Raw genomic sequence first — 6,335 nt, 5'->3', positions numbered from 1 at the left:
GTTCCACAGGGCGCAGGACCCGAGGCGCTGGCCGCCGCCGTGGCGGCCGCTGAAGAGGAAATGGGACCGGAAACCCGTCGGCTGCACTATCTTTCAGTCCCCCCGAAGGCTGCGCGTGCGGTCATCACGATGCTGAAGGAGGCGAACCTCGTCGAGCGATCCAGGGTGGTGATGGAGAAGCCGTTCGGCACCGACCTGGCCAGCGCGATCGAACTCAACGACTTCGTGCACCAGACGTTCCGCGAACGACAGATCTTCCGCATCGATCACTTCCTCGGCAAGGAGGCTGCGCAGAACATCCTGGCGTTCCGCTTCGCCAACGGCCTGTTCGAACCGATCTGGAACCGCAATTTCATCGACCACGTGCAGATCGACGTTCCGGAAACTCTGGGCCTCGGCACGCGAGCCGGTTTCTACGAGCAGACCGGCGCCTTCCGCGACATGGTGGTCACCCATCTTTTCCAGATCCTCGCCTTCATGGCGATGGAGCCGCCGACGGCGCTGGAGCCGCGGCCGATCAGCGAAGAGAAGAACAAGGTTTTCCGCAGCATGCTGGCGATCGATCCGATCAATGTCGTGCGTGGCCAGTACGCCGGCTATCGGTCCGAGACCGGTGTCGATCCGGAATCGGATACCGAAACCTTCATTGCGCTGAAGTGCGCGATCGACAACTGGCGCTGGGCCGGCGTGCCGTTCTACCTGCGCACCGGCAAGCGTCTGGCCGAAGGGCAGCGAATCATTTCGATCGCCTTCCGCGAGCCGCCGAAAAGCATGTTTCCGGTCGGCTCCGGCGTTGGCGCGCAAGGCCCGGATCATCTGACTTTCGATCTCGCCGATGCTTCGAAGATGAGTTTGAGTTTCTACGGCAAGCGGCCGGGCCCGGGCATGCGGCTGGACAAGCTGAGCCTGCAGTTCGCGATGCACGACACCGGCTTGATCGGCGATGTGCTCGAAGCCTATGAACGCCTGATCCTCGACGCGATGCGCGGCGACCACACCTTGTTCACCACCGCCGAAGGCATCGAACGGCTCTGGGAAGTGTCGGCAGAGTTGCTGGAATCACCGCCGCCGGTGCGCTTCTACGAGCCAGGCTCGTGGGGACCGAAGGCAATCCATCAGCTGGTCGCCCCGCATGCCTGGCGGCTACCGTTCGAGCGCGCCTGGCGCGATCCGAACAAGACGAAAAGCTGAGTCTTTCGCTGCAACTGCAGCGCCTCAGCTTCTGAACGGCACCGGGCTCGGCTTGGCGATCGCCTGGCCTTGCAGGTAATCGGCGCCGAGCCTGCGCCAGATGGTGGCCTGCGCTTCGCTGTCGACTGCGCCGATGATGGTTCGGCCGCCGATCAGTCTGGCCAGTTTCAGCGCCGATTCGGCCAGCGCCTGCTCGATGTCGTCTTCGGCAATGCGCTGGAACTGGGCGGCATCGAGCTTCACGTAATCCACCGGCATGCCGCGCAACTGCTCGACGTAACCGATCTGCCGACCGGTGCGGTGGTCGATCGCGATCTTCGCGCCGAGCCGCCGTAGCGCTTCGCAGCAGCGTTTGGCCTGCTGCGGATTGCCGGTCAGTGTGTCGTCACGCAGTTCGAAGCACAGCTTGCCGATCGGCACGTCGGGATGGCTGTTGATCTGTTCGGCGATGAACGAGATCAGCGTGGCGTCGTGCAGCGAATCCTCGGAGAGATGCACGCCGCAGCTTGCCATCCGGCCGCAAAGCGCGCTGTCGGCGGCCAGCCGCTCGAACAGCGCCTGGATGACCCAGCGATCGAGTTGCGAACCGAGCAGATGTCGTTCGGCAATCGGCAGGAACAGCGACGACGGCGCCCAGAAGCCTTCCTCGTCTTCGAGGGCGAGCAGCACTTCGAAGACTTCACCTTCCGATGCCAGCGCGCGCGACGGCTGCAGGCGCTGCGTGGTGACGTGGAACAGGCGTTCCTCCAGGCCGCGTTCGATACGCCGCACCCACAGCGTTTCCTGATCGATGCCAGTGCCGACTTCGAGTCCGGCGCCGTGCAGCACCACCGCCTGACTCCTGCGGGCGTGATCGCAGGCGATGCCGGCACGACGCATGACTTCGGCTGCCGAGCCAACGTCTGCGGAGATCAGGCAGAGGCCGATCACGGCATGCACCTCGATCCAGTCATCGCCGCTGAGAAGGCGCTGTTCAGCGATGTGCGCCCGCAGCGCTTCGGCATCGAGCCGCGCCTGTTCGCCGGTCCGGGCTTCGATCAGCACGGCGAAGCGGTCCGGTGTCAGCCGGAACACGTGATCCGAACCGCCGCTGAGTGCGGCCAGACGTTCACCGCAGCGCGCGGCAAGGGCATCGGCATCGCTGTGGCTGCGGGTTTCGCGAACCCGCCGAAGCTCTGGGAAATCCAGTTTTGCCAGCGCATGCAGCGGTTCATCGTTGCGCCCTTCGCGGCCTGCGTTCTGGGCTTGCGCATGCAGTTCGCGCACTCTTCGTTCGCAGGCCTTGCGGCCCCCGAGCCCGGTGACCGGATCGACGAACTCCTGGGCGACGCTGCCCGACAAGGGGCCGGCCACTCGCTGCCCGCCAGCTCGGCGCAGCACGACCAGGCAGCCGGTGATGCGGTCGACGCGGCTACGGATCGGCACTGCGCTCAGGCCCAGTTCGCGGCCCAGGTCCTGTCCCCGTTCATGGCCTTGGGCACCGTTGCCGACGAGAATCACCCCGTCTGGGAAATCGATGCGGGCACCGGTATCGCGAATCTGCTGCATCAGATCCGGCAGCGCCGGGCCCTCGAGACTGCCAAGCCGCGCCTGCAGTACGGAGCCGAACGGTGCACCACGAGCATTGCGCTGGGTGGTCGAAAGCCATTGCTCGGCGATGGCATTCAACTCGACGATCGCGCCCTGTTCGTCGAGTACGGCGATGCCGTCGTCGAGGCTGCTCATCAGCAACTGATTGCGCTCGCCGAGACGCAGCGACTGGTCCTGGGCGCGAACCCGCTCCGCCGTTTCGCTGTGCAACTGGCTGAGTGCAAGGCTGGCGCGATCCTGCAGGTCGCGCAGCCTTCCGCTGCGTTCGTTGTGCCAGTGCGCGAGCAGGCGCAGTTCGCCAGCGCCGGACTCGTCGAGAGTCACGTCCTGCTCGGTGCCCTGGTCGTCCTGTTCGGCGCGAGCGATGGCCTGCGTCATCCTTCGCAGCGGCCGGATCACGGTACCGCGCAGCAGCACGAACGCCACCACCAGCACCAGCACGGCGGTGCCCAGGGTCACGATCAGAGCCTGGGTGACCAGATAGATCATGGCATCGTTGCCTTCGCGCGTCGGCGACACGCTGAGCAACTGCCAGCCAGCATCGGGCACTGTCGACAACACCGCGTAACTGCTTTCGCCGAGGACCGGATCAAGGTCGAGCTTCAATCGCTCCGGTGCATCCGCAGCGCGGCCATCGTTGGCGTTCCAGACGGCGGCCAAGGCGTCTTCTGCAGCGACTCTCGACAACTCGCGGCTGTTGTCCTTGAGCGAGGACACCAGGCGAGCGTCGTAGCTTGCCGAACGCAGCGCATCGGCCCGGAACGCTTCGCTGCGGCGATGGATGGCCAGCGCCACCGGGTTATAGCGGGCTTCGCGCTGGGCCAGTTCAGGCAGGTTGCGGCTGCTACCGACGACGGCGCCGAGCCGGTCGCGGGCCAGGGCCGATACCGCCAGCATCTGGCCGCTGCGGTCGCTGAGCACGGCGTAACTGCGCAGTGCTTCGCCGCCGGTCAAGAAGAGGCGGCTCAGCTTGCCGATATCGACGCTGACAGTGGCCACGCCCTCGAAACCGCGTGCGCCGATGATAGCCACGCTGCAGGTCACCACATCGCGGGCGAGCAGCGGATCGCGATAAACCGGCGACCACAGGCAGCGGCTGCCGCCGGCGATGCGCGACGGCGTATACCAGGGCTCGCGCCAGTAGGCGATGGCATCCGGCGCGTTGTAATCGTCGCGGGCTTCAGGCTTGCCGCTGTCGGTGATGCGCCAGAACTGGCTGCTCCGTCGCGTGCCGGCAGCGGTGTTCAGAGGCTCTGGCCACAGGCCATAGCTGGCGATCGGCAGGTTCTGCAGCAGACGTTCGCCGAGCCGCGCTCGCAGCGCGGCGTCGGGGTTGGTGGCGGTCAGCGCCAGCAGCTGGGCGAACTGCTCGGTACTGCGAACGATCTGGCCGGTTTCGGCGAGCAGCCGTTGGTTGATCGCCGTTTCGAAGCGGAAGGTGGCCTGTTCCAGGCCGCGGCCGATCAGGCGATCCGCTGCAAAGAACGCAACACCGCCGAGCACCGCCAGCAACAGTGCGAACAACAGGCCGAGGCGGAACTGCAGTCCCTGGTGCCAGCGCAGGCCTGATTGAAGGGATGAGGAAGGGCGGGGAGAACTCATCGACAAGGCAGGCAGTACGACAGGGGAACGGCGCCGGTCATCAGGCGATCACGATCTGGACGATGACACGGACCGCCGCCCTGAACCAGTGGTCTGCGGTTCACGTCGGGACGGTTGCCGAGCCGGTGGCGAATAGCTGGCAGATCGCCCCGGTGGGGCCGCGTACGGCGTCGATCGTCAGGCCGTAAAGCGCGGATAGACGTTCCGGTGCCAGCACCTCGTTCGGCACGCCGTGGGCAATGATCCTGCCGCGTTCGATCAGCGATACGGTGTCGGCGTGCCGCAGCGCCAGATTCGGGTCCTGCAGGATCGCCAGTACGCCGACGCCGCGCGCGGCGAGGCGGCGCATGGTCAGCAGGCAGTGATGCTGGAACGCGAAATCGAGACTGGCGGTGGGTTCATCGAGCCGCAGGTAGCGCGTTTCGCGGTCGTCCGGCGCGCTGATCTGGACCAGCGCACGGGCCAGCTGGACGCGGGCGCGCTCGCCACCGGACAGTTCGTTGTAGCGGCGACCCGCGAGGCCCGCGGCACCGGCTTCGACCAATGCCGCGGCGATGATCGCCTGCTCGCCCGGTGCTTCGGCGCTGCGCTGCCAGGGCAGGCGGCCAAGGGTGACCACGTCATCGACCCGGAACGGAAACGGCAGGTCCTCGCGCTGCATCATCACCGAGCGCCGCCGTGCCAGCGCCGCGCTGGGCCACGCGGAAAGCGGCCGATCATCAAGCGAAACCTGGCCGCCATCGGGCTTCAGATCGCCGGCCAGCAGGCGCAGCAAGGTCGACTTGCCGGCGCCGTTCGGGCCGAGCAGCACATGCAGTTGGCCGGGTTGCAGCACCAGACTGGCGTCGTCGATCAGGCGCCTGCCGCGTACGCCGTAGCCGGCATGAACCGCTGCCAAGCTCATGTCAGCCCCGCGCGGTCGCGCAGCCGCAGCAGCAGGAACAGGAAGAACGGCGCGCCGATCGCCGAAGTCAGCGCGCCGACCGGCCATTCGGCTGGCGTTGCCAGGGTGCGCGCAGCCGTATCGGCCAGCACCAGCAGCAGCGCACCGGCCAGCGCTGACGCTGGCAGCAGCAGGCGGTGTCCAGGGCCGGCAATCAGGCGCAACGCATGCGGAACGATCAGGCCGACGAAACCGATGATGCCGGCCAGCGATACCGCTGCCGCCGTCGCCAGCACGACGGCGATCAGGATGCGCCGCTTCAGGCGTTCCACCGGCACGCCCAGGTGCAGCGCTTCGGCATCGCCGAGCAGCAGGGCATCGAGCGCTCGCGCCTCGCGCGGCAGCCACAGCAGCAGGATCAGCAGCACCGGGCCAACGATGGCGATCTCGTTCCAGCCGGCGCGGCCCAGGTTGCCGTACATCCACAAGGTGAAGCCGCGCAGGCCGGAGTCGTCGGCGGTGGTGGACAGCAGGCCGACGATCGCCGCGACGAAAGCGTTGATGGCCGTGCCAGCGAGCAACATTGTCGTCATCCGGGTGACGCCGTCGCGTTGGGACAGACGCAGCACGATGACGGCGGCAAGCAAGCCGCCACCAAACGCGGCGACCGGCAGCACCACGCCCTGCCAGGCCGCCAGCCCGCCGAGACGCCCATCCAGCCGCGTGAAGACGATGGCCGCAGCGAGTGCGGCACCGGCGGAAACGCCGATCAGGCCCGGTTCGGCCAGCGGATTGCGGAACAGCGCCTGGGTGACAGCGCCAGCTTGAGCGAGCACCGCGCCGATCAGCAGCGCCAGCAGCACTCTGGGCAGGCGCAGTTCGAGCAGAGCGGTGGTCTGCATGGCCTGATCGGTGCCGGGGACGAACAGCGTCGCCCAGTCGATTGCGATGGTGCCACGGGTCAGCGCGAATACCGTCGCAACCACCAGCAACAGCGTCAGACCGCCGAACAGAGGCAGCCGAAGTGACTTGGAAGGGTTGGACAGCCTGAACTGGAACAAAACGGTGC

4 protein-coding genes are annotated in these 6,335 nt (G+C 66.8%); 1 reads left to right on the top strand and 3 read right to left on the bottom strand.

All coding sequences use genetic code 11. The annotated features are described in order from the left end of the window. Positions 1-1,191, top strand: a 1,191-nt coding sequence (locus QZY06_RS19965) for a glucose-6-phosphate dehydrogenase (NADP(+)) (RefSeq protein WP_295687494.1), incomplete at its 5' end; no start/stop codon positions are given. 24 nt (positions 1,192-1,215) lie between these two features. Here QZY06_RS19965 and QZY06_RS19960 read toward each other — a convergent pair. The 3 genes from QZY06_RS19960 to QZY06_RS19950 all read right to left on the bottom strand — a co-directional run bounded on the left by QZY06_RS19960 (position 1,216) and on the right by QZY06_RS19950 (position 6,327). Then, entirely contained in the window at positions 1,216-4,383 is a 3,168-nt protein-coding gene (locus QZY06_RS19960) for an EAL domain-containing protein (RefSeq protein ID WP_295687491.1), read from the bottom strand. 100 nt (positions 4,384-4,483) lie between these two features. Then, the gene (locus tag QZY06_RS19955; protein WP_295687489.1) at positions 4,484-5,287 is read right to left on the bottom strand and encodes a heme ABC transporter ATP-binding protein; all 804 of its coding nucleotides are present in this window, start codon (positions 5,285-5,287) and stop codon (positions 4,484-4,486) included. Further along, complete coding sequence (locus tag QZY06_RS19950) at positions 5,284-6,327, bottom strand: FecCD family ABC transporter permease (RefSeq protein WP_367275691.1); 1,044 nt, start codon at positions 6,325-6,327, stop codon at positions 5,284-5,286. Before QZY06_RS19950 ends, QZY06_RS19955 begins: the two co-directional genes overlap by 4 nt. Positions 6,328-6,335 lie beyond the last annotated feature (8 nt).

Origin of the sequence: uncultured Nevskia sp., assembly GCF_903885465.1 — a bacterium.
Taxonomy (GTDB): Bacteria; Pseudomonadota; Gammaproteobacteria; order Nevskiales; family Nevskiaceae; genus Nevskia.
This window is presented reverse-complemented; position numbering and strand designations above follow the sequence as displayed.